Raw genomic sequence first — 21,484 nt, 5'->3', positions numbered from 1 at the left:
TATTTAACCGAAGTACATCTTAAATGGGCTATTCCTTTAAATCTCTACTTTGAGTTTTAAAAGCCTGCATGATGAAACCACCTGTTATAACCACAATCATAACAAACCAGCCCATCCAAAATAGTGCGTCACCAGGATAGCCTTCGTAAGGAGCCTTTAAGTCACCTATCAAATTCATGATAGCCATATAACCCAAGATGATTGGTGTTATGAACTTAATGCATACTATCCACCAAGAACCTACACTGAAATCAGAAATGGCGTTTACGTGCTCCTGAATTGATTTTAGATTAAAGAACCAACCTACCAGAATTACTTGTATCAGTCCTGCAAAAACAATCCCAAAATTATTTATAAAATGGTCTACAATATCAAGGATATATAGGCCTGCACCAGTTGCAAATACCAGGCTGCAGATGGCGGCAACAGCAATATAAATGCTAACAGCCTTCTTCCGGCTTAGACTAAACTTGTCCATAAAGGCCGCTATGGCCGCTTCGTTAATTGAAATCAGCGAAGACAGACCGGCAAAGGTTAATGACAAAAAGAATAATACACCAAGAACGGGGGCAAAGGCTCCAAGGGTATTAATTGCCGCCGGGAAGGTTACAAAGGCCAGGCCAACTCCGGCTTTACCTACTTCCGCAACCCCTACTCCCTGGACATGGGCCATGTGACCAAGGATACCAAATACTGCAAGACCAGCCAGGAGGCTGAAGCCAACATCCATAAAGCCTGTTATAAAGGCATTATTTACAACGTCAGATTTTTTGGGCAGATAACTGGAATAAGCAATCATAATAGCAAAGCAAACACTTAAAGAGAAGAAAATCTGACCATAGGCAGCAGTCCAAATTTTATAGTCCCAAATCTTACTAAAGTCAGGCTGGAACAAATAATTTAGACCATCAGCTGCGCCGGTGAGGGTAATCCCCCTGATGGCAATAATAATGATAATGATAAACAGAGCAGGCATGAAGAACTTGTTAGCCTTTTCAATACCGCCCTTAACACCACTATAGAGTGCCGCAAAGGTAACAACCCAGGCTAACAGCAAAGGAATTAGAATACCTGCCTGCAGACCACCCAACTCAAAGGGACCACCAGTTAATCCAAGGTAGGTGCCGAAGAAAAAGTCCGAGGGATTATCACCCCAGGCCTGGGTTAGACCGAAGAAGGTAAAGGAAATGGCCCAGGCAATAATTACTGCGTAATAAACTGCAATAAAGAAGCACACCAAAACCTGCCACCAGCCTAGCCATTCCCATTTGCTATTAAGCTTGGAAAAGGTAAGGGGAGCAGAGCCACGATATTTTTGACCAAGTCCAAATTCAAGAATAAGAATAGGAATTCCAGCAGTTAAAAGTGCGAATAAATAAGGAATAAAAAATGCGCCACCGCCATTTTCAGCGGCTACATAAGGAAATCTCCAAATGTTTCCCAAACCAATTGCAGAACCAACAGCAGCCAGAACAAAACCCGTCCTGGTACCCCACTGTTCACGTTGTTGAGCCAATGTTAACTCCTCCTAATACTAATTATTTAGATCTTGTACAAAGATTCGGAAAATATCCTTTAAACAATCGCCTCCCTAAGATATACACATGTTTATTATTTGTACAAATCATATAATTATAAAGACCTTTATTTTCTGTATCTTACTGACATCTAGGCCCTTATTTTTGTACAGTTTTAAGTTTCGACATTGTTTTAATATTTCCTCTTTGTTCACCTGTACAAATTTATGACATATTACTGCACTCTCTGCGCAAAACAAAACCGGCGGACTAGACTAGCACACCGGTTTTGTTTGATTTATTAATCTTTGTTGTTTTCGGTAACCTTTTCTTCCTCGTTGTTATTTCTCGCTCTTTCCTCGGCTTCCTCTTGGGCCGCTTGACGCTTGGCCTTTCTCTTTTTAAGCCATTCCACAAGTTTGACCACCGAGACGCCTACTTCAAACAACAGATACATAGGGGCGGCCATCATTAAAGGAGTAATGATATCAGGCGAAGGCACAAGAACTGCGCCTGTGACAACCGAGACCAAGATAGCCATTTTCCTTTTCTTTACCATCCACTCGTAGTTAATTACCCCCAGTTGGGCCAAAAGGAAAACTGCCAGGGGCAATTCAAAAACTATACCAAAGGGTAGTATAAACATCATGGCAAAGGATACATAATTACCAATGGTTAGCATTGGCAGCAGTTCTTCACCGCCAAAATGAAGTAAGAACTTCACGCCCAGGTTAAACACAGTATAGAAAGAAAATAAAATTCCACCAATGAAAAATAAATAAGAAACGATTACGAAAATGGTAAAATATAATTTCTCTGTCTTGCGCAGGGCCGGCATAATAAAGCTCCAGAACTGCCATAAAATCACCGGCAAAGCTGTGAGAAAGCCCAAGAAAAGAGATAGCTTGATTTTTGTCATTAGGGCTTCCATTACACCTATATAGTGCATTTTATTGCCGGTGGCTGTTACTGGCTGAATAATTATTTGTAAGATATAATCACTAAAAAACCAGCATACCCCGGTCATGATAAAGGTTGCAATAAGAGAAACTATCAGCACCCGGCGCAATTCTTCCAGGTGCTCAATCATTGATTGGTCTTTTTCTTCAGCCAAAGCTAATTACCCCCTTATGAGGACAAACCAAGACAGGCCCGAAAATTTTCATGGGACTTTGGCCAAAAACAACTTGGCCGAAGTCCCATTTATTACCTTATCCTGTAAGGAAATCGGGCCTGCTTTTTTAATACAGATATTTATCTAACCAAAAAACTATTTAACTAGGTTTGCTGTCTTTTGGCTCTTCCTTATTATCTTCCTTTTTCTCTTTCTTTGGTTCCTCCAGGTCAAAGTTCACCTGGGATGCTGCCCGTCTAAACTCACCTATGGTCTTGCCAACCGCTTTACCTACTTCAGGCAGTTTTCCAGGGCCAAAGACTATCAAAACAACGACTAAAATCAGTAATATGTGAGTTGGTTGAAAAATTCCCTCGAAGAAAACTCTCACTCCCCTTTCAGTCTATCCGAAATGGTTGTCTATAACTTATCTTGTACTAATTATGCCAAACAAACGTCCCCGTGGCAACAGTTATATCTTTAGTGTCAGAAAATTTATAATATTGACAGAATTTTCCTGATCTATATATCTCTATATAGGACAAGAGCTTTGCAATAGCTCTGGCTAGGCTTTATAATAGATATTGAGGCCTAGTTAAGCAAATTTGCCAAAAAAACTACTTGGAAATGATGTGATAGGTTTGGACAAAAGAGCTTCGTCTGCTGTAATCTTAGTGGGAGGTAACAGCAGCAGAATGAAAACCAATAAGGCTTTACTAAGTTTTAATGGCAAGCCCATGTTAGAAGTGATTATAAGCAAGCTTCGTCCTCATTTTGAAGAGATCCTTATTAGCAGCAATAATCCCCAGCAGTACAAATATCTTGGTCTACCAATCTTCACAGACTATTACCAAAACCGTGGCCCATTGGCCGGCATCCACTCGGGTCTTAAAAATATTACTAATGACTCTGCTTTCTTTGTGGCTTGTGACATGCCCTTTTTAAACACGCAGTTAGCAAACCTTTTACTGGCAAGGCTTGATGGTAAATTTGATATCTCTGTCCCACAAAGGGATCGATACCTTCAGCCCCTGCATGCTGCCTACAGCAAAAGATGTCTTCCTGCCATTGAGCAGTCCCTGCAATCAGAGAGGCCAAGAATTACTTCCTTCTACGAACAGGTCCATGTCAGGTACTTTGATTTTAACAAGCATCCCGAGTTCAACTGGAATACGATATTCTTTAATGTAAATACCCCCGAAGATTACCAGCAGGCCCAGAACGTGTCTGTATAAATAAATGTGATTTTTTACATTACTTTTTTAAGAATAGTCCCAACAATGTCTAAAAAATTTAGTCTCGTATTATACATGAGTTGTTTAATACCTGGAGTATCTGTAATAGCAACCATTTTATCAAGACCATTGTTATCAAGTTTCTCCATGATTTTACGAAAAGCAGATACATTTTCTATATGAGCCTGTAGTGGCTTTACTAAGGTTTCATAATCCTTATTCTTTATGATCGCTCTAGCTGCAAATATACCACTTCCTAAAGCTGCAATTGCACCTGTTCCTGTGAGCCTTTCTGTTAAGCCAGCAGTACGTCCTGCTAACATTATATTATTAACCTGAAATTTCTTTACCTTGCCAGTAGAAAAAGGTGGCAGCAGCATTTGATATTTTATTTCCAAATTTGATAAACCCTCTTTTGCTATAAAATTGTTATATAGCTTGTCTGTTTCAAATTTATCTTTACCAATATTATATAGGTCAACGATAGCGTGAAATGAATCAAATGGAGTAAGCCTAGCGTAACCTTCACCTGCATAGTCAGTATTAAAATATATTGTTGTAGAATCAGTTTTGAATTGACCTATAGTAAGGGCACTCCAAATATGTACTTGTCCGTATTCCTCCCAAACCCCTAACTCCTTAGCGACTTTTTCATTCCCTGTGGCAACAACTACATAGTCATAATTCTGAGAGAGTTCTTTATAGTCGGCTGGGCGATTATAAAAGACGGGTGTATTTATAAGCATATTTAGGAGCTGATTTTCAAGGGAGCTTTTTCTTTTACCCCGTGAATAAAAAAATCCTAAATTTCCAGTTATCTTTGTCTGTTTATTTGGTGACTTCATAATAAGTTCCGTACAAGGCGAAATTGGCTGAATATCAATTTTGTATATATCCTTAATGTATTCTCTAATATTACCGCCCATTGGAACTTCTAATATATTGAGCAGTAATATAACGGAAGGCCACTCCCAACCGACTGTTTCTCCACTGTCGAAAAGATGGGGAATCACTCCAAGCTTCTCACATTCTAATGCACAAGCCAAACCAGCAGGACCAGCACCTATGATTGCTATTTTAGGAAATTTACTCAAATCGTTCTACCCCTTTAATAATAATGCTTAAATTATATTTTTCACTGATTCTGCTTTTTTATTGCACTGTTATTAGATTTGGGACAAGGGGACAGGTTCCTTGTCCCGCCGGTATAGGTATTAATACTATGAATCATTGGACTACCTTTACCTTAAACCAGTAGGAGATAGTATTATCGCCTTTTCCCCAATCTACTAAAAGATAATATAGATACTCGCCTTCGTCAGTTGGTACGATAATGCTATCTTCATCTATGTTATATGGAATAAGCCTATGTTCAGTGTTTAGTAGCCATAAAAAGTATTTGGGACTATCTAATCCCTTAACGTCATCTGCGTTAAACGATAATACAGCATTAGGTTTTAATTCTGTGGGTTTTATCAATATAGCTTTGTTTTCATCGCAACCAAAGCTAGTATTCCCTATGACACCATTTACTTGACCAGTGAAATTTGCATCTCCACGTACCCAAGGAATATTCTTTGATAAACAACTTATTACTAGATTAGGCCAAGCTACAGGATAATCAACCTCCATTTTAGTATCCTGGTTTGGAACCTTCAGTTTTGTTACGACTTGCGGTTCTGCCCTATACCCCAGAGGCTGGTTTACAGGAACATCCCTGGTCTGACTATTAAAACAGCCTCCCTGTAAGATGAGTAAAATAATAACAAGAGCATAGGTTAATTTCATACAGTATCACCAACATGAAATAAATTTTATATTTAATTATATTGTCTTAGTTCTACATCATTATTTTGTAACCTTCCTAGTTATCTCACAAACTCTCCCCAAACCTTATCTATAATAAGGATTATATAGGGACAACGAACCTGTCCCCTTGTCCCACTTGTCCCAAAAAAAATCCTGTGACTCAACACAGGATTTCATTTGACGCTATTTCTTTTCTTTATCTTCTCCCCGCTCCTTTTTGCGGGCTGGTTCAGGTACTGCTTGTCTGACCGGGTCCAAGGTGTGGAATATGGCCGGTCTTTTGTTTCTTAGTGTTACCGGGGTTCTTACTACCACTGCAAACATTTCTTTGGCATTAAAGGGAATGAGGGGCCAGAGGTAGGGAACGCCCAGGGATTTGGTACGCATTAGGTAAGCCAGAACGAGGAGCATAGCGATAATCAATCCCGGTAGTCTAAAGGCTGCTGTGGCTAAGAGTAAGAATAGCCTTACAATTCTTACCGCCCAGCTGAGCTCATAGCTGGGGATGATGAAGGAGGCTACCGCTGCTACCGCTGTGTACATGACTACCTCGGCGCTAAAGAGTCCGACGGTTATGGCCACGTCACCAATTAGTATGGCAGCTATAATACCGGTGGAAATTGCCAGGGGCGACGGCGTATGGACCGAGGCTAGTCTGATCATATCTACCGCCAGCTCAGCCATGACAAATTGCACTATCAGGGGAATTCTTCCCGGCTCACTGGGACCGATAAATCTAAGGCTAGGTGGTAGAAGATCAGGCTGAACGGAAAACAAGAACCAGAGGGGCAGCAGGAATAAAGCCACAAGCACTCCCAGGTACCTCACCCATCTGATATAGACCCCGATGGGCGGTCCCTGGCGGTATTCCTCTGCTGCCTGCAGGTGATCCCACAGGGTGCAGGGAGTGATCATGGCACTGGGGGATGTATCGACAGTAACAACAATTCTACCCTCCAGTAAATGGGCAACAGCTACATCCGGGCGCTCCGTAAAGCGAACCTTGGGAAAAAGGTGGCCATATTTGCCTGGCTCTATTAACTCTTCTACAGCTTTTTCCGCCATAGGAATCCCGTCAATCTTTATTTTTTGTATATTTTCCTTAACCCTCTTAACCATGTCAGGATTGACTATGTCGTCTATGTAAGAGATTACTATGTCTGTTTTAGAGCGGGTTCCTACTTGTATTACTTCATTTCTCATACGGGGGTCCCTAAGGCGACGCCTCATCAACAAGGTATTTTGTACAACACTTTCCACAAACCCATCCCTTGGCCCCCGAACTACCTTTTCAAGATCAGGTTCCTGGGGTGACCGGCCTGGATAGGTACGCAGGTCGATGATAAGGGCCTGGTCCTCACCTTCAATTAGAAGGGCTAAGGGGCCGCTCAGGATTCCGTCTATTACCTGGTCAAGGTTATTGGCCAAATCCACCTGTATATGGTTAATGTGTTCGTTAAAAAGTTTTTTAAGACTATTGGGAGAAACATCTCCCCGCTTAAGCTGGTCTAAGTTTCTAAGGATTAGGGCCATCACATCATCTTTTACAAAGCCGTTGATGGAATACATGGCTATTTCCTTACCTGCAACGTTGAATCTTCGCAGCACAATATCGTAGCTTTCTCCAAAACCCAATAGGTCATTTAAATATTCAATGTTCTTTTCAATATTCGTATAAACCCTGGGAGCTTCTTTCTCTACTGATGCCGCCACTAAATCCACTCCTTTCTATAATTTCCTGAAGAGCCCTGGTGGTTACACTGGCTCCAAAGTGGTAATCATCATCCCCGTTCATTTTGCCTATGTCGCCAATGCCAACTACTATGGGGACGTCTAGGTCATTTAATATTTCTACCGTATCCCCCTGTAAGACCCTTCGTTTGGTTGTTTTCCCATATTTATTTACGGGTCCATTGACCACCTGGCAGGTGTCGGTGACGGAAATATCTACTTTGGCTCCATCACAGCAAAAGCTGTTTGATGCCACCGCCACTACCCCCAGAATGTTAATTCCCGGGTCATTGTAGACTTCAAGCAAAGCCCTTTCCCCTGGGCCCTGTCCTTCGTGTCCCTTATCATCAAACATAACCACCACCGGATCATGGGCAGCGGACTTGATTAATTCTACCAACTCCTTGCCGCTAAGCCTGGTGGGATTCCCAGCGGACATGGAAATGCATCTCGCCCCCACATTACGGGCAGCCACTTCAAGGGACCTTCGTGCTATCTGATCCCCGTCGGTGACCAGGATAACATTCCGTTTTTCCTGCACCTGCAAATCACCTGTCTCCCGGGTTATTTCCCTCATTTAGGAAAAACCCTGACTTTTTTCATGCTGCAAAAGGACACCCGCAGGTGTCCTCTCCAGTATCTAATCAGTGTAGGCCACTTTCATGGTCGCTTTAAAATCTACCAATTGGCCGTTCTCCACATCGGCGGTAAAATTAGTTATTTCCACACCGGTAATGTTATTTAAATTTTTTGAAGCTTCATTTACAGCATTTTGTACCGCATCACGCCAGCCGTTTTGCGATTCTCCGATTAGCTCACTTACCCTTATGGCCCTTACATCCTTATACACAATAATGCCCCCTTATATTTCTGTTAAATACTAACGGTATTATGTGTATCAGGAGTTGTTTTATTCAGAAAACAACTATAAAAGAAAGAATCGGCTCATATTGAACCGATTCTTTTAACCAGATTGAATCATAAGCTCCTTTAACTTTCTTAAAGCCTGCCTTTCAAGCCTTGAAACCTGTACCTGGGAAAGCCCAAGCCTGGCAGCCACCTCCGATTGGGTTTTATCCTCAAAAAATCGCCACAAGAGTATCTGCCTATCCCGCTCTGGCAGCTCAATTAATAGCTGTTTTACAGCTAGTTTTTCCAGCCAGGGAGAATCCCCCTCTTCACCATCGCTTAATTGGTCTAGAATATATATGGGATCTCCGTCATCCTGATGTAAGGTTTCGTAAATGGAGGTTGGCGTTTGGGCCGCCTCAAGGGCGTTGACGACTTCCTCACGCTGGAAACCTAATTCACTGGCGATTTCATTGATTGATGGGTCACGGCCAAGTCTGGCCGTCAGCCGATCCCTGGTCTGCTGAATTTTATAAGCCGTTTCCTTAAGGGATCTACTTACCTTCACGGGGCTATCATCCCTGAGGAATCTCCGTATTTCCCCTACGATCATAGGTACTGCATAGGTAGAAAATTTGACATCATAGGATAAATCAAATTTATCAATGGCCTTCATTAGACCAATGCAACCTATCTGAAATAAATCCTCCAGCTCATAACCCCGGTTGTTAAACCTCTGTACAAGGTTAAATACCAGCTTTAGGTTACAGTTAACCAACCTCTCCCTAGCTTCCGTATTACCGGACTGAGCTTTTTTGATTAAATCACGCATTTCCTGATCGCCCAGCAGCGGGAAGCGGGGAAGGTTCATTTCCAAAAGCCTAGTTGAGCTCATGGGGCACCCCCCTTACTAGTTGGCCCGGGCTTTGGCACCACGGATTCCTATATGTTTGAACATTGTTACGGTTGTACCTAGTCCAGGAGTTGATTCAACCCTCAGCCTGTCACTGAAGGACTGCATAAACACAAAGCCCAGCCCCATTCTCTCAGGGTCGGTGGAATAGGCCGGCTGCATAGCTAAATCAATATCATCTATACCTTGTCCGCTATCTTCCACTATTATTTCAAGTCCTTCCTTATAAATTTTAACCGTTAGCCTCACGGTTTTATCTGTTTGCTTACGGTATCCATGAATTATTGCATTACCCACCGCTTCAGAAACAGCCACCTTAATTTCCTCAAGCTCCGGTAAGGTACAGTCCAGTTGGGAAGCGAAGGCTGCCACAGCAACCCTGGCAAAACTCACATTCTCGGCAATACTATGAAACTCTATTGAGCAACAATTTACAGCTTTCACTTACACCACTCCTCAATTAAACAATCTTTGCCAGAGCATTGGCTTCATCCAAATAGCTCTCCATAATTTGCATTAGCCCTGACAGCTCCAAAATCCTTTTTACCTGGGGCTGTGCACCTACCAAAATAACCTTGCCTCCGAAGGGTGTTAATTTCTTATATCGTCCTAGGATAACACCTAATCCCGAGCTATCAACAAAGGTTACTCTTGACAGGTTCATAATAAGATACTTAATCTTTTTTGTATTAAGATGCTCGTCCAATGTTATTCGCAGTTTATCCGCAACCCCCAGATCTAGATCTCCGCTTAGACGTACCAGTAAAGCATCCATTTTTTGTTCTATATCTATCTGCATCTCCTGCCAACATCCCCCTTTAAAGTCTTGTCAAAATCTTAAGAACAAAATTTCTACCTCTGCCCCCCGTTATCCTGCTAAATTCTTCCAAAATGATTGTCGATTATACTCCAAGAAAGGAGCACAAAAAACCTGCCCTGTGCCTGGACCGCCATATGCAAAAACCGTCCCCCGGCTCATTTGCCAGGGAACGGTTCAAATCTCCATTATTAATTATCAATCCATGCCGTATACTCTATCCAGCATATCATTTAAGAGCTTAAGCGGAGAAGCCTTTTCAACGTCTGAGGCTGCCACCAGTTCTACTTTGAGGGCCTCCTTACCGTCCTTGGTTACGATATAGCTGCCTACCACCTGTCCTTTTTTAACGGGTGCATCTAGCTTATCGGGCAATTGAACGGTGCCTTGGACTGTTTTTTCCTGCCCCTTGGACACCACCAGGCTTACCGGGGCAGTGGTTACAATTTTAACAGTTTCTAATTCGCCCTTGCCTACCGGCAGCTCCTTAATCACTTGTCCTTCCTCAGCTAAGTTCACAGCCTTGTAACGGGCAAAGCCATAGTTAAATATTTTAATGGTCTCTTGGAAGTGCGTGCGGGGCATGGGGCATCCCAGTACCACTGATATTACCCGCAGCCCATCCTTTTTTGCAGAGGCTGCCAGACAGTACTTGGCTTCATTGGTCCAGCCTGTTTTACCTGCATCAGCGCCCGGATACCATTTCAAAAGCTTGTTGGTATTCCAGAGTTTAAAATCCCCGCCCCGGAGGTCGTGTTCATAGATAGAAGAAACTTCTCGGAATAGTGGATACCTTAGGCACTCCCTAAGTACCTTGGCCATATCGTAGGCCGATGTATAATGATTTTCTACGGGTAGACCTGTAGGATTAGAGAAGTGAGTATTCTTCAATCCCATGGACTTGGCCTTTTCATTCATCATTTCCACAAAAGCTTCTTCAGAGCCGGCAATAAACTCTGCCATGGCCACGCTGGCATCGTTAGCAGAGCCTGTGGCAATGGATATCAACATTTCCTTTGCCGGTAACTCTTCACCCGGCTCCAGGAATATCTGGGAGCCACCCATGCTGGCAGCATGTTCGCTGGTCAAAACCTTATCGGTCATTTTAATTTTGCCCAGGGACTCGGCCTCACAAATCAGCAGCATTGTCATGAGCTTTGTTACACTGGCCATCGGTCTTGAGGCATGCATGTCCTTGTCAAATAAGATCTGTCCGGAAGCATAATCAATTAAAATTGCTGTTTCAGCAGTGGTTTCTAATTTTACTCCGCCGGCATTACTTCCTGCCTCAGACTTAGGAGCCGGTTTTGGCCCCTGGTTGTCCTGAGCATTGGGCTCGGCTATAGCTGCCGACACACTTAAGGTAAGAATAAAAACTAGGCAAATCAAAATAGTAGTTACACGTTTTAATTGTTTCATTTTTTTCCCCCTCCAGGTTCACTTTTCATTTCTCCTTATATTCTTTTCTTTCATGAAGGATCTATGCTTTTAAACCTGGAGGGAGTTAATGGAAATTTACGAAGGTTTTGGTGAGCCCTCACCTATCCTGGTGGTTCCTGCCTCTTCTGCCAAAACCGGAGGCTTTAACAGAAAGGCCATTACTGCGGCGGCAACACTTAATATACCGGCAATCATGAATGCACTTGCAAATTCCATGGAGGTGGCAATCCTTGGGCCTACAATGGCAGCTAAGCCATAGGCTTGATATACAAGTCCGTAATTTCCTCCCATATTTCTGATACCATAGTAATCAGCAGTTAAGGAAGGAAATAATGCTAAAAAACCACCAAAGCAGAAGCCTGCCAGGGATACCGCTATCATAAAGCCAAGATAACCCAGGGTCATTGTTCCCATGTAAAACATAGTACTGGCGGTCAATATATACATTACTACCAGAGCGTTTATCCTTCCTAACATGTCCGACAGAGTACCCCAGGCTACCCGTCCGGCAGCATTGAAGATGGCTATGGCTATTACTGCATTGGCCGCTAAGGCTGGTCCAAGGCCAACAAAGTCGGTGCCAATATTAACAGCCAGGCTAATGACCATCAGGCCGGCTACACAGCCCAGCAGGTACATAAACCACATTATATAAAATTGGTAGGTCTTTAACATTTGACCTGAGGTAAAGTTTGATACCGGAGCCTTAGAGTTTTCTGGAGGAGTCCAACCCTTAGGAACATAGTCTGCCGGAGGCAAGATTAAAAATTGGGCCCCCAGGACTATTGCTAAAGGATAAATTATTCCCAGATACATAAAGGTTTCAGAAACACCAAAATTACTTATCAGAAAGAGAATCACCGGCTTGAAAAGTAGACTTCCGGCGCCAAAGCCGGCCACTGCCACTCCACTGATAAGTCCCCTTTTATCAGGAAACCATTTTACGCAGGTAGCCAGGGGACAGACATAAGCAGTGCCAATGCCTGCTCCTCCAATTATTCCATAAAAAAGATAGAGTTCCCATATGGTGGTGGCCCGTGACGCCAGGATGAGGCCTAGTCCAAGGAGTAACCCTCCGGCTGTGGCAACCCATCTGGGACCGATTCTATCTTGTACTTTACCTGCTAGTATTGTAAAGGCTGCAAAAACAGCAATGGTAATTGAAAAGGTTAAAACAACATCCTCGGAGTGCCAGCCGAATTTTTCTATCAGGGGCTGATTAAATAAACTCCAGGCATAAATGGCTCCCAAACAGACCTGGATTAAGACAGCCCCCACCACAACCCTCCATCTATTAATTTTTGTCTCCCTCATTATCTTATCTCTCCCCTCTGTCGAATCTCCCTGCTTATATTGTGGTATTTGGGCAAATAAAAAATCCAACACCAATTTATTCATTGGTGTTGGATTAAATTTAACTGATATAGACTACCCTTTAAAATATCTTCCAACAATTAGATTTAATTATAAAGATTCTTATCAATAACCAGGATAAAGACTCTTTCTCCTGTTTTTGTACTAATATCTGTGTGAAGGCTAATAACCTTGGCTGAAGTAATCTTGTTAACTATCATCTCTATCTCCTGGCGCCCTTGCTCAACCAATTGCTGACGCAACTTTTTGACCAAAGCAGCCCCGTCCTTGTCCCTGGCTAAATGTTGCTCCGCCTTGGACAGCACTCCTCGAAGGGTGACAATTATCATATTACGCAGTATATCCGTTTTAGCCTCATCTGGCCCACGACCCATATAATCCCTTTCCCATTGGATCATGGCTTTAGTTATTTCATCTTCCAGTTGTCCCTTGACCAAGGAAAATTCAAACCCCTTATATTCTCATATTTGTATTCACTAGCTTATTATAAGGTGATGAGTCAAAAAACACAAGAAACAACTTACACTCTTCCTAGCACAATTTCCCTAACAGCTGGCTTATTATGGCCAATAGTATAGGCATTCCTGACCATATCTTCAGCCCCTAGAAGCTCCTGCCCCTTGGCGGCGTGCAGCTCTGCAATTATTTCACCCTTACCGATACCTTCTCCGATCTTTTTCTTGAGCACCAACCCCACGGATAAATCTATTGCAGCATCCTTTGTTGCTCTTCCAGCCCCCAGGGACATGGCTGCCAGGCCAATTTGCTCCGCATCTATCTCGGTTACGTAACCCTCTTCCAAGCTGGACACAGGGTAAATAATTTCTGCCGGGGGCAGCAACCCTTCTTTACTACATACCTCTGGATCGCCTCCCTGGGCAACGATAAATTCCTTGAATTTTTCCAGTGCCTGCCCCTCGAAAATTATTTTTTCCAGGCGTTCCCTAGCCTTGGCAGTATCCTTATCCACACCAGCCAGCACAAGCATTTCGCTGCCTAAGTGCATACACAGCTCATGTAAATCCTTGGGTCCTTGGCCCTTCAAGGTGGCGATGGCCTCTTTGACCTCCAGGGCATTACCTATGGCATAGCCCAAAGGCTGATCCATATCCGTCACAAGGGCCACTGTTTTGCGGCCAACCCTTGTCCCTATGTCCACCATGGTACGGGCCAGGTTAAAGGCATCCTCGGACTTTTTCATAAAGGCTCCACTGCCTACCTTGACATCCAGAACAATGGCATCTGCTCCAGCAGCAATTTTTTTACTCATGACAGAAGCCGCAATAAGAGGAATACTATCCACCGTTGCAGTGACATCCCTCAATGCATACAGCTTTTTATCCGCAGGGGCCAAATTGCCTGTTTGGGCTACAACTGCTATTTTTACTCTATTGACCTGCTCAATAAAGGCAGCGTTGTCTAAAGCAACCCGGAAACCCGGTATGGCCTCCAGCTTATCTATAGTCCCCCCCGTATGGCCCAAGCCTCTCCCTGACATCTTGGCCACCGGAACCCCGGCTGCCGCCACCAGCGGTCCCAGGATAAGGGTGGTCTTATCTCCCACCCCGCCTGTACTGTGCTTGTCAACCTTGATGCCAGGTATAGATTTCAGGTCGGTCTGTTCCCCCGATTCGGCCATGGCCATGGTTAAGTCACCAATTTCCCTTTCGGTAAAACCCTGAAAGAAAATAGCCATCAGCAGGGCGGACACCTGGTAATCTGGTATCTCATCCTTTGTATAGCCATCTATAAAAAAATCAATTTCAGCGGTGGTTAACTCCAACCCCCGACGCTTTTTCAAAATAATATCGTACATTCTCATAAGCAACACCTCAACACAACCCTAGAATCTAAATCTAACCAAAGGGACCCAATAGTAGGACAGGTGGCTTTTCCAAAAGCGTAGCGGAGCACGGGCTGCGTTGCTTAGCCCGAAGATCCACAAAAGAATGCTACGGTCCTTATGCGTTGACTACAACTACCAAAAAAGTAAATCAGTAGACTTGCGGGACCGTAGCGTTGGAAATGCCGCCTGTCCCGACCTTCATGCGGCAGAATTACTTACTCCCTAAGACCTCCGAAGCAAAACTCTCCCCTATATTGAGGGAGGGCAATCTAAAAAGCTCTGCCAAGGTAGCTGCAATATCACTAAAGGAAGCTCTAGTGCCCAGGTTTATCCCCGGCCTCACCGGCTTACCGCAGACCAACAGGGGTACATACTCCCTGGAGTGATCGGTGCTGGGAGTGGTGGGATCGCAGCCATGGTCGGCAGTTAAGATCAGTACCTCATTGTCCAACATGGCAGCCAAAATGTCAGGCAGCCTCCTGTCAAATTCCTCCAGGGCACCGGCATAACCCTTGGGATCATTGCGGTGTCCGTAAAGGGAGTCATATTCCACCAGATTGGCAAAGATCAGCCCCTCCTGGGACTCCTTCATAAGCCTTATGGTCTGATCCACGCCATCCATATTGCTCTTTGTAGACACAGTCTCGGAAATCCCAAGGCCGGCAAAAATATCATAAATTTTCCCAACACCCATGGTTTTTATCCCCGACTCTTGCAGCAGGGTTAAAATATTGGGACTTGGTGGTGGCACAGCATAATCATGACGATTTGCAGTCCTTTTAAAGGAGCCTGGACTGCCGACAAAGGGTCGGGCAATGACCCTGCCCACACGATGTTCGCCGTCCAGCAACTCCCTGGCAATTTCGCAAATTCGGTATAATTCCTTTAGGGCGATTATTTCTTCATGGGCAGCAATTTGAAAAACGCTGTCTGCTGAAGTATAAACGATAGGTTTACCTGTATTTATATGTTCCTGTCCCAATTCTTCAATTATAGCTGTTCCAGAGGCAACTATATTACCCAGGGTGGCCCGCCCGATGAGCCTCTCAAACTCAGCTATTAACTGGGCCGGAAATCCCTGGGGATAGGTGGGAAAGGGCTGTTCTAAAATAATTCCGGCCATTTCCCAGTGGCCGGTGGTTGTATCTTTTCCAATGGATTTCTCGGCCATTTTACCGAAGGCCCCCCGGGGCTTCTCCAATGGCGGAACCCCTTCCACAGAAATAATATTGCCTAGCCCTAAGCTTCCCAGGTTAGGTAAATTAATGCCACCAATGGCTTTAGCCACATTGGCCAGGGTATTGCTGCCGGCGTCTCCATATTCAGAGGCATCGGGTAGTTCTCCTACTCCAACACTATCTAAAACTATTAGTGTAACTCTCTTAACCTCTCCTTGATGCAAAACCATCTCTCCTTGTAAAAATATTTAAGCCCTGGGGTGAGCTTTGCTATACACTTCCCTAAGCCTCAGCTTGGTTAGATGGGTATATATTTGTGTTGTAGAAATATCCGCATGACCCAGCATCTCCTGAACAGACCTTAAATCTGCTCCATTCTCCAGCAAATGGGTGGCAAAGGAGTGCCTCAGGGTATGGGGTGTAATTGGCTTATCTATCTTTCCCTCCCGGGCATACTTTTTAATTATTTTCCAGAAGCCCTGGCGGGTTAGTCTTTTCCCCTGCACATTTACGAAAAGTGCCTGATTCTCAGGCTTACCCTTGGTTAGTTTGACCCTGGCTCTGGCAAGATATTCTTGCACAAACCTTGCTGCCACTGAGCCCAGGGGAATGATTCTCTCTTTGGAGCCCTTTCCAAAGCACCGAATATAGCCCATTTCCAGCTCCACATGCTGGATATCTAAAGCAACCATTTCGGAGACCCTGATGCCTGTGGCATAAATGAGCTCCAGCATGGCCTTATCCCTCATTCCTGCGGGATCAACCAGTTGGGGTTGACTTAATAGGTTTTCCACTTCACCTGTGGAGAGTACCTGGGGAAGCCGCTGGGCAAGCTTTGGCGATTCAAGGTTCAAGGTGTAATCTTCAGCAGCAGCCCCTTCAGCCAGCAGAAAGCGGTAAAAATGCTTTAATGCAGCTAAATGCCTTGAAATAGTGGCAGGTGCCTTGCCTTCCTTTTGCAGCTTATACAGGTGAGTCAGGATGTGATTTCGGTTAGCTTCACTTAGTGAAGATACTCCTTGTTTCTTTAAAAAAGAAAGGAACTGACTGAGGTCAATCCTATATGATGCCAAGGTGTTCTTGGCTAAGCCTCGCTCAACAGCTAAATAATTGATAAATTCCTCTAACCAGCGTTCCATCTTCCCCCCCCTTACTTTAAACCAATTGTCAAGAAAATAATAAAGCAGCCCAAAAGTTTTTGGACTACTTCTTCAAACATCCAATTAATTCCTTTATTTTATTTTTTATCTCGATGATTATTTAATAAGTAATCTATTATTTTTTCTAAAGCCCCATGATCAAAATCATTATCACAGGCTTCTATTACCCCCCCTTGAACTTTCATGGGGTTTCCACCCGGTACAGAGTCCCTGCTTGTTAGTCCAGAGCCCTTAAGCAGACCAATTAATTGAACCAGCAAAATTGCTATCACTGCAAGGACAAAGGCAAAACGCAAGCCCTTTAAAATTCTTTGCTTAAGCCTAGTAATAAACACAACCAGCACAGTTGTCCCCCCTAAAGGAGTTGCCATGTCAGCAACATCTAGATAAGAAAAAACTATGTACTATAACTACCTTTTAGACCAGACATTGTATCGGCTTCCTAATATTACTGACCCTTTACAGGCCAGCAACTATCACCATTTTAGTTCTTCTGCCATATCCTGGTACAGAAGGCTTAACAAGGAGGTGCAGCAATGGGTCCTGCGGAATATCGTTTTTTAAGCGGTCAAAATCCATATGTATTATTTTTGATTTTGATTTTATTGATTATGGGAACAGAAAAAGAACTAGAATCATATTTTGAAAGTGCTAGGGACTTTATCCTTGGCACCAAGCGTTCTGTGGAAAACATACGTGCAGGTATAGAAGGTATGCAAACAAATATGCTTTCCTTCGGCACACAGTTACTGGATTTACAAAAAAAATAATTTTATGTGACCGCCCCTAACGGGGCCTTTTTTCTTGTCATAACATTTCTGGATTCCTGCATATGTTTTCAGAAGGAGGTGAGATGATGGGAAAAAATGGAGTAATAATTCTAGTTATTCTTTTAATAATGGGCTTTGTGGGTAATTCAACCCTAATGGCCACAGCTGCATGTATATTACTAATATTGAGACTCACCAAGCTTTATCGTTTCTTTAGTCTATTAGAACGTAGAGGCCTGGAGATTGGCCTTATTTTTTTAATGCTCTCTGTTTTGGTTCCCCTTGCCCACGACAATGTAGTTTATATGGAGATACTGGAAAAAACCCTCTCCCCCCAAGGAATTCTTGCCATTATTGGCGGAGCCTTGGCCACACATATGAATGGCGAAGGTCTGACATTATTGAAAATGGACCCACAATTAATATTTGGCATGGTTATTGGTTCTGTTTTTGGCATAGTTTTTTTGGGCGGAATTCCCATTGGCCCCTTAATGGCAGCAGGACTAACCGCCCTTTTTCTGGAAGTGGTATATTGGTTTAAATAATTTTAAATAAAAAACAGCTCCCGCCAATTAAGCGGCGCGGAGCTGTTTTTTAGGATTCCTTTAATAAAACTCTGTTTTTATAATTCCATGCCAGAACTGCCTCTGCAAAAGCAACCATTTTTTTAGTCATTCCGCCGCCTACTTTTCCATTCTGCCTGCTGGGAAGTTCGCCTTTATCCATGCTGGCATAATCCGTCAAACCAAGCTCCGCGGCCATCTCATTTCTAAACTCCTCCATGGCCGGCTTAACGTAGGGCACAAGCTCCCGTGGTACTAAACCTGTGGCTGCAGTTATTTTCATCAAATCTTCAGGCTGTAAATCCACTGAGATTAACTCTTTGGACATATTATTACCTCCTGTAAGAATTTGTGAAACAAAAATTTAGGTTGCCCCTTTTCTGATATTATTATGTCCTTAAAATAATTTTTTATGTAAGCAAAAGATGGAAAATTTATTTAATTAATAAATTTACAGTGGTCTTAATTAACTCCGGTGTTAAAAAAGCTTCGACTAAACCTGCAGCCGCCGCTATACAGGAAACAATGATTATTATAAAGTGATATCCGAGTAAGCCCGGCAAAACCGGCAATCGGGAGTTGCGAAGTCTGCCAATTAACAGGCAGGAAAAGGACAGGGAAGCTACCCCGGCCAAATAAATTGCCGGTAGGAATAATAGGTTCTGAGGGAGTACCGAAGCTATTGCTATAATTACTCCGTCTCCAGCCCGCTCATTAGCCAAAAAGCCGACTGTAAATCCCAGGGAAAAGCCCCTGATAAAGAGCAAAGCAAGGATTACCGGAGCTCCTATAACGGTCAGCCCCAATAGATAAATGATCCCCACAAAGGTAAGATTATTGGTAATGGTAGTTCTCACAAGCTGAGGGTGGTCAATGGCAATGAACCCTGCCTCACTTACAAACATATCCAAGTAGGTAGATAATTGCGTGGCCTGGCTTATATCCAGCGTGCCCGCTCCCCAATTGCCAAAAAAAACCCCTGCCAGCATAGTAACTAGGGCAAGAATATACATTGGCCAGCCCTCTCGCAGGGAGGACTTAAACAAGCTTTTAAAACGGCCTCGCAACTTGGTCACCCCCGACATGTCCCAGTAAACTTAATGAAATTGCTACTGTACATATCTATGCCGGGGGTAAAGTTAATTATTACCCTTGGTTCAAAAAGCCTTCCTCGATAATCAGCTTCATAATGTACTCTGCCGCCAGTAGATCTTCTAAAGAATTTGCACTGGCTGCAACCACACAGATCCCTGTATTTAATCTCCGGGCGGCTTCCACAGCCCTTTTTGCTGCTGCCCTGGCAGGCGCCGTCCCCTTTTTCTTCATGGTCCTGGCCACCGTTCCGGTAATAACCTCGGGAGCACCGGCGGTCATGGCCGCATCATAGGCAACTCCCCCGGTACCGGTGGCAGCTACAACCACTCTGCCCTTAAGATGGCATATCTTAGGAGTTTCTGCACCTAAATTTGGTATAATAGCCGTTACCTCTGCTCCCCCTAATCTTACACCTGAGAGGAATCTGGCAGCATTTTTGGCCCTTTCTTCATCGGTGCCTACCCGTGGTTCTGTGACCAGGACGACACTACTGCCGGCAGCCAGGGCAATGGCTGCCGCCTGTTGTCCAATCACCTCGGGTTTTAGGTCAACCGGGGGTGATGCCCCGTCGGGACTGGCCCCAAGCACTGCCAAGGCTCCAGCATCAATGGCTGACTCCAGGGTGGTGGACATATCTATGACGTCAACAATCATTACCACCATGCCAGCCCTGCCGGCTTCAGCAGCACCGCTAGCATTGGCAGTCATGGAAACTAACCGGTGCATTTTATTTATCCTCCCTTTGATTTAGGTATAAACCTGTCCCCCTTCTTCATATACTGTCCCATAATCATAGGAGGGGGAAAATATTATGCATATATACGTTTACTCCGACCGAGTATACTTCCAGTGTAAGGCTAAGGACTTATGTAAACTAATCCATCAGTTTGCCGAACAGTACAGTACTGTTAAAGAGCTGATTAACGCAAAAGCTATCAAATCAAGCTATCCTAATAAGCCTGCACTAAGCTGCTAACATACACTCCCGCGGCCCCGGCAGCCAAGAAAAATTCACGATCCTGATGCACACTCCTACCCATAGTGGTAACCTTTATATCATATTCAGCCAGGGCAGCTAAAGCTGCTTCGGCATCAATCACCGCAATATCATGTTTACTACTAATGCCACTGTCTTCACATTGCTTAAGCAGTTGCTGCATTTTATCTGCTTCAACCTTTGGCAGAGTAACCGTGGCCTTTGTGAGGGCGACCTTACCCAGGACAGTTCTTGAGTGATGACTAATTCCCATGTGCCTCTCCCGGGAATCGGTAAAGCTTATTCTGGGGATGGCAACGGCCTTACCCCCTAGCAGGTTTATGGCATTGATCATTTCTGCCTGTTCTATTCCGGTAAAGCCAAAGGTTGAATTACTGCCTACAATACCGGGACCCATGGCAGCTATAATCACATCAGCCCGGGCCACCGCCTTGGCTGCCAGAAGGCCTGTATAAAGATTAATCGCCTCATAATCTCCGCCAAAGGCATGTCCACAGGTGATTGTAGCATGTATCAGGCCCTTTTCCTTTAACTCATAGACCAGCTTCGATAGGGCTATGGGGAGGGCCGCTGCATCGCTCATTAAATAGGCCACCCTAAGTTGTCCCTGTCCCAGCTTCTTTAAAGCAGCAGCCACAGGTGCAATCATACTGTGCAAGCCACCTACAATGACTGGTGTTCCCTCTAACCCTTCAGCCTGCTGCATAATACTGGTGTAGGGGCTATCGGCTTCTTCAAGCGAGAGAACCTTGACCTGACAGGGGCTGTAGCGGACCTTCATAATATGGCCTTCCTCGGATATATCCATCTGAGGATTAGACAAGTTGCCCATCACGAAATGAGCTCCCCCGGTGCCCAGATTTTTAAATACCGCAGTGGTATTAAGAATTACCTCATCTCCGGTATTGATGGGACCTGTAAGCCGGTCATAATTGACTCCCCGTTGGGTTTCACCCTCCACCTCAACCAGCAGCTCAGTTATACCCGGTCTCTGGGAGAGCAAGGATTTTACTATGCCCTTGCGAATGCGAATCAAGAGTTGATCCCCCTATTAAAATAATCTATTGTTATTTATT

Annotated in this window: 26 protein-coding genes; 4 read left to right on the top strand and 22 right to left on the bottom strand. The window is 44.1% G+C overall.

Annotation, left to right across the window (positions count from 1 at the left end):
- Window positions 1-28 precede the first annotated feature (28 nt).
- The 3 genes from P6N53_RS04325 to tatA form a co-directional block, all read right to left on the bottom strand.
- A complete protein-coding gene (locus P6N53_RS04325; RefSeq protein ID WP_304541479.1) occupies window positions 29-1,516 on the bottom strand; it encodes a sodium-dependent transporter in 1,488 nt (495 codons plus the stop codon).
- 302 nt (window positions 1,517-1,818) lie between these two features.
- Complete coding sequence (gene tatC / locus P6N53_RS04320) at window positions 1,819-2,631, bottom strand: twin-arginine translocase subunit TatC (RefSeq protein ID WP_304541478.1); 813 nt, start codon at window positions 2,629-2,631, stop codon at window positions 1,819-1,821.
- A gap of 160 nt (window positions 2,632-2,791) precedes the next feature.
- Window positions 2,792-3,022: a twin-arginine translocase TatA/TatE family subunit gene (gene tatA / locus P6N53_RS04315; RefSeq protein WP_304541477.1), complete on the bottom strand. Its 231-nt coding sequence runs from the start codon at window positions 3,020-3,022 to the stop codon at window positions 2,792-2,794.
- Between the two features lie 241 nt (window positions 3,023-3,263).
- Here tatA and mobA point away from each other — a divergent pair, with 241 nt between their 5' ends.
- Window positions 3,264-3,866, top strand: coding sequence for a molybdenum cofactor guanylyltransferase (mobA, locus tag P6N53_RS04310; RefSeq protein ID WP_304541597.1), 603 nt, complete (start codon window positions 3,264-3,266; stop codon window positions 3,864-3,866).
- Between the two features lie 14 nt (window positions 3,867-3,880).
- Here the strand turns inward: mobA and P6N53_RS04305 are convergent, their stop codons facing one another.
- The 15 genes from P6N53_RS04305 to P6N53_RS04235 form a co-directional block, all read right to left on the bottom strand.
- Window positions 3,881-4,960 carry an FAD-dependent oxidoreductase gene (locus tag P6N53_RS04305; RefSeq protein ID WP_304541475.1) on the bottom strand — a complete coding sequence of 360 codons (1,080 nt, stop codon included), beginning with the start codon at window positions 4,958-4,960 and terminating at the stop codon, window positions 3,881-3,883.
- A 133-nt stretch (window positions 4,961-5,093) separates the two neighbouring features.
- Entirely contained in the window at window positions 5,094-5,654 is a 561-nt protein-coding gene (locus P6N53_RS04300) for a hypothetical protein (RefSeq protein ID WP_304541474.1), read from the bottom strand.
- Between the two features lie 204 nt (window positions 5,655-5,858).
- Window positions 5,859-7,388, bottom strand: a complete 1,530-nt coding sequence (locus P6N53_RS04295; RefSeq protein WP_304541473.1) for a spore germination protein — start codon at window positions 7,386-7,388, stop codon at window positions 5,859-5,861.
- Entirely contained in the window at window positions 7,339-7,983 is a 645-nt protein-coding gene (spoVAEA, locus tag P6N53_RS04290) for a stage V sporulation protein SpoVABEA (RefSeq protein WP_304541472.1), read from the bottom strand. The genes P6N53_RS04295 and spoVAEA overlap by 50 nt, the downstream gene beginning before the upstream one ends.
- Before the next feature lie 63 nt (window positions 7,984-8,046).
- A complete protein-coding gene (locus tag P6N53_RS04285) occupies window positions 8,047-8,256 on the bottom strand; it encodes a dodecin family protein (RefSeq protein ID WP_304541471.1) in 210 nt (69 codons plus the stop codon).
- Between the two features lie 114 nt (window positions 8,257-8,370).
- A complete protein-coding gene (gene sigF / locus P6N53_RS04280) occupies window positions 8,371-9,150 on the bottom strand; it encodes an RNA polymerase sporulation sigma factor SigF (RefSeq protein ID WP_304541468.1) in 780 nt (259 codons plus the stop codon).
- A 15-nt stretch (window positions 9,151-9,165) separates the two neighbouring features.
- Entirely contained in the window at window positions 9,166-9,612 is a 447-nt protein-coding gene (spoIIAB, locus tag P6N53_RS04275) for an anti-sigma F factor (RefSeq protein WP_304541467.1), read from the bottom strand.
- A gap of 16 nt (window positions 9,613-9,628) precedes the next feature.
- Complete coding sequence (gene spoIIAA, locus P6N53_RS04270) at window positions 9,629-9,967, bottom strand: anti-sigma F factor antagonist (RefSeq protein WP_304541466.1); 339 nt, start codon at window positions 9,965-9,967, stop codon at window positions 9,629-9,631.
- A gap of 216 nt (window positions 9,968-10,183) precedes the next feature.
- Window positions 10,184-11,404, bottom strand: a complete 1,221-nt coding sequence (locus P6N53_RS04265) for a D-alanyl-D-alanine carboxypeptidase family protein (protein ID WP_304541464.1) — start codon at window positions 11,402-11,404, stop codon at window positions 10,184-10,186.
- Between the two features lie 96 nt (window positions 11,405-11,500).
- Window positions 11,501-12,739, bottom strand: a complete 1,239-nt coding sequence (locus P6N53_RS04260) for an L-lactate MFS transporter (protein ID WP_304541462.1) — start codon at window positions 12,737-12,739, stop codon at window positions 11,501-11,503.
- A gap of 146 nt (window positions 12,740-12,885) precedes the next feature.
- Window positions 12,886-13,236 (bottom strand): Na-translocating system protein MpsC family protein, encoded by a 351-nt coding sequence (locus P6N53_RS04255; RefSeq protein WP_304541460.1) that lies wholly within the window; start codon window positions 13,234-13,236, stop codon window positions 12,886-12,888.
- Window positions 13,237-13,319: 83 nt separating this feature from the next.
- Entirely contained in the window at window positions 13,320-14,621 is a 1,302-nt protein-coding gene (locus P6N53_RS04250) for a pyrimidine-nucleoside phosphorylase (RefSeq protein WP_304541458.1), read from the bottom strand.
- A gap of 235 nt (window positions 14,622-14,856) precedes the next feature.
- Window positions 14,857-16,047 (bottom strand): phosphopentomutase, encoded by a 1,191-nt coding sequence (locus P6N53_RS04245; protein ID WP_304541457.1) that lies wholly within the window; start codon window positions 16,045-16,047, stop codon window positions 14,857-14,859.
- 24 nt (window positions 16,048-16,071) lie between these two features.
- Window positions 16,072-16,962 (bottom strand): site-specific tyrosine recombinase XerD, encoded by an 891-nt coding sequence (gene xerD, locus P6N53_RS04240; RefSeq protein WP_304541455.1) that lies wholly within the window; start codon window positions 16,960-16,962, stop codon window positions 16,072-16,074.
- A 98-nt stretch (window positions 16,963-17,060) separates the two neighbouring features.
- Window positions 17,061-17,327 (bottom strand): hypothetical protein, encoded by a 267-nt coding sequence (locus tag P6N53_RS04235; RefSeq protein ID WP_304541453.1) that lies wholly within the window; start codon window positions 17,325-17,327, stop codon window positions 17,061-17,063.
- A 192-nt stretch (window positions 17,328-17,519) separates the two neighbouring features.
- Here P6N53_RS04235 and P6N53_RS04230 point away from each other — a divergent pair, with 192 nt between their 5' ends.
- Both P6N53_RS04230 and P6N53_RS04225 read left to right on the top strand, forming a co-directional pair.
- Window positions 17,520-17,753 (top strand): hypothetical protein, encoded by a 234-nt coding sequence (locus tag P6N53_RS04230; RefSeq protein WP_304541451.1) that lies wholly within the window; start codon window positions 17,520-17,522, stop codon window positions 17,751-17,753.
- Window positions 17,754-17,839: 86 nt separating this feature from the next.
- Window positions 17,840-18,298, top strand: a complete 459-nt coding sequence (locus P6N53_RS04225) for a DUF441 domain-containing protein (RefSeq protein ID WP_304541596.1) — start codon at window positions 17,840-17,842, stop codon at window positions 18,296-18,298.
- A gap of 49 nt (window positions 18,299-18,347) precedes the next feature.
- On the opposite strand, the gene P6N53_RS04220 is transcribed toward P6N53_RS04225, so the two are convergent.
- From P6N53_RS04220 to P6N53_RS04210, 3 genes are all read right to left on the bottom strand, one after another.
- A complete protein-coding gene (locus tag P6N53_RS04220; RefSeq protein WP_304541449.1) occupies window positions 18,348-18,644 on the bottom strand; it encodes an alpha/beta-type small acid-soluble spore protein in 297 nt (98 codons plus the stop codon).
- A 106-nt stretch (window positions 18,645-18,750) separates the two neighbouring features.
- Window positions 18,751-19,401: a stage II sporulation protein M gene (spoIIM, locus tag P6N53_RS04215; protein ID WP_304541447.1), complete on the bottom strand. Its 651-nt coding sequence runs from the start codon at window positions 19,399-19,401 to the stop codon at window positions 18,751-18,753.
- 61 nt (window positions 19,402-19,462) lie between these two features.
- On the bottom strand, window positions 19,463-20,137 hold the full coding sequence (locus P6N53_RS04210) for a hypothetical protein (RefSeq protein ID WP_304541445.1): 675 nt from the start codon (window positions 20,135-20,137) through the stop codon (window positions 19,463-19,465).
- A gap of 85 nt (window positions 20,138-20,222) precedes the next feature.
- Between P6N53_RS04210 and P6N53_RS04205 the strand changes: the two genes are divergently transcribed.
- Window positions 20,223-20,387: a hypothetical protein gene (locus P6N53_RS04205; RefSeq protein ID WP_304541443.1), complete on the top strand. Its 165-nt coding sequence runs from the start codon at window positions 20,223-20,225 to the stop codon at window positions 20,385-20,387.
- On the opposite strand, the gene P6N53_RS04200 is transcribed toward P6N53_RS04205, so the two are convergent.
- Window positions 20,362-21,444, bottom strand: coding sequence for a DUF3866 family protein (locus P6N53_RS04200; protein WP_304541442.1), 1,083 nt, complete (start codon window positions 21,442-21,444; stop codon window positions 20,362-20,364). The genes P6N53_RS04205 and P6N53_RS04200 overlap by 26 nt on opposite strands.
- Window positions 21,445-21,484: the final 40 nt, after the last annotated feature.

It is taken from the genome of Desulforamulus aquiferis, assembly GCF_030577015.1.
Classification (GTDB): Bacteria; Bacillota; Desulfotomaculia; order Desulfotomaculales; family Desulfotomaculaceae; genus Desulfotomaculum; species Desulfotomaculum aquiferis.
Note: the sequence above shows the minus strand (reverse complement) of the source record. Positions and strands in the feature narration are given on the sequence as shown.

What these genes read in the sequence shown, in the direction of transcription:
- P6N53_RS04300 (WP_304541474.1), bottom strand. Translation starts at nt 5,654, where the DNA reads ATGAAATTAACCTATGCTCTTGTTATTATTTTACTCATCTTACAGGGA.
- spoVAEA (WP_304541472.1), bottom strand. Translation starts at nt 7,983, where the DNA reads ATGAGGGAAATAACCCGGGAGACAGGTGATTTGCAGGTGCAGGAAAAA.
- sigF (WP_304541468.1), bottom strand. Translation starts at nt 9,150, where the DNA reads ATGAGCTCAACTAGGCTTTTGGAAATGAACCTTCCCCGCTTCCCGCTG.
- spoIIAA (WP_304541466.1), bottom strand. Translation starts at nt 9,967, where the DNA reads ATGCAGATAGATATAGAACAAAAAATGGATGCTTTACTGGTACGTCTA.
- P6N53_RS04265 (WP_304541464.1), bottom strand. Translation starts at nt 11,404, where the DNA reads ATGAAACAATTAAAACGTGTAACTACTATTTTGATTTGCCTAGTTTTT.
- P6N53_RS04260 (WP_304541462.1), bottom strand. Translation starts at nt 12,739, where the DNA reads ATGAGGGAGACAAAAATTAATAGATGGAGGGTTGTGGTGGGGGCTGTC.
- P6N53_RS04250 (WP_304541458.1), bottom strand. Translation starts at nt 14,621, where the DNA reads ATGAGAATGTACGATATTATTTTGAAAAAGCGTCGGGGGTTGGAGTTA.
- xerD (WP_304541455.1), bottom strand. Translation starts at nt 16,962, where the DNA reads ATGGAACGCTGGTTAGAGGAATTTATCAATTATTTAGCTGTTGAGCGA.
- P6N53_RS04230 (WP_304541451.1), top strand. Translation starts at nt 17,520, where the DNA reads ATGGGTCCTGCGGAATATCGTTTTTTAAGCGGTCAAAATCCATATGTA.
- P6N53_RS04225 (WP_304541596.1), top strand. Translation starts at nt 17,840, where the DNA reads ATGGGAAAAAATGGAGTAATAATTCTAGTTATTCTTTTAATAATGGGC.
- P6N53_RS04220 (WP_304541449.1), bottom strand. Translation starts at nt 18,644, where the DNA reads ATGTCCAAAGAGTTAATCTCAGTGGATTTACAGCCTGAAGATTTGATG.
- spoIIM (WP_304541447.1), bottom strand. Translation starts at nt 19,401, where the DNA reads ATGTCGGGGGTGACCAAGTTGCGAGGCCGTTTTAAAAGCTTGTTTAAG.
- P6N53_RS04210 (WP_304541445.1), bottom strand. Translation starts at nt 20,137, where the DNA reads ATGCACCGGTTAGTTTCCATGACTGCCAATGCTAGCGGTGCTGCTGAA.
- P6N53_RS04205 (WP_304541443.1), top strand. Translation starts at nt 20,223, where the DNA reads ATGCATATATACGTTTACTCCGACCGAGTATACTTCCAGTGTAAGGCT.